Annotated in this window: 1 protein-coding gene; it reads left to right on the forward strand. The window is 49.1% G+C overall.

The genetic code is table 11. The features are described from left to right. Positions 1-21: 21 nt before the first annotated feature. A partial coding sequence (gene cgtA, locus A3763_RS26505; RefSeq protein ID WP_068760771.1) for an Obg family GTPase CgtA occupies positions 22-1,219 on the forward strand: 1,198 nt, incomplete at its 3' end.

Consider the following 1,219-nt stretch of genomic DNA (forward strand, 5'->3'; position numbering starts at 1 on the left):
TACTAATCTAAGGGGTGTGCAATGAAGTTTGTTGATGAAGCGACAATTGGAGTAGAGGCTGGTAAAGGTGGTAACGGTTGCTTGAGCTTTCGTCGAGAGAAGTACATTCCGAAGGGTGGGCCTGATGGTGGAGATGGCGGAGACGGCGGTTCAGTTATTCTGGTGGCAAGTGAGTCGCTGAATACTTTGGTCGATTATCGTTATGTCAGGCATTATCGCGCTCAATCTGGTGAGCAGGGTGCCGGGCGTAATTGTACTGGAGCAAAGGGTGAGAGTTTGTTTCTTCAGGTTCCGGTAGGGACTTCAGTTATCGACACGGACACTGAAGAAGTGCTAGGGGATTTGACTGAGATCGGGCAAGAGCTCATCGTGGCGCAAGGTGGCTTTCATGGTTTGGGTAACACTCGTTTCAAATCCAGTGTGAATAGAGCGCCCCGTCAGACAACTAAAGGGAGTGAAGGTGAGTCACGTAGCCTGCGTTTGGAGTTGAAGGTGTTGGCGGATGTAGGTTTGCTTGGTATGCCTAATGCAGGTAAGTCTACGCTGATTCGTTCAATTTCTGCAGCTAAGCCTAAAGTGGCTAATTACCCCTTCACAACGTTAGTACCTAATTTGGGTGTAGTGCGTGTTGAAGAGCATAAGAGTTTTGTGGTTGCTGATATTCCAGGCTTGATTGAGGGTGCTGCAGAAGGAGCGGGCCTTGGTGTTCGTTTTCTGAAGCATTTGGTAAGAACTCGTCTGTTGCTTCATGTTGTTGATATGGCGCCTTACGATGGCTCAGATCCGGCTCAGGTGGTGCAGGCGATAGCGGCTGAGTTGGAAAAGTTTAGCCCTACCTTGGCTTCCCGGGATCGCTGGCTGGTTCTGAATAAGCTTGATTTATTGCCAGAAGAAGATCGTAAGGCTATATGCGAGAAATTAGTAGAAGCGTTAAATTGGACGGGGCCCGTTTATCAGGTGTCGGCAATTAAGTCTGCTGGTCTAGCGAACTTGTGTCGGGATATCATGACATGGATTGATGAGAAGAATGCGGCTGAGGCAGCTGATGAAGCCTTAGCTGAGCAGGAGCAATTGATTAAGGATAAGATGCATCAGGAAGCTAGAGATAATCTAGAGGCTCTGAAGGCGGCTCGCAAGGCTAAGCGCCTGGCAGGTGAGGAGCTGGATGACGATTTTGATGACGGCGATGACGATGATGGTGTTGAAGTGGTATATGCTC

This window comes from Oleiphilus sp. HI0128 (genome assembly GCF_001635365.1).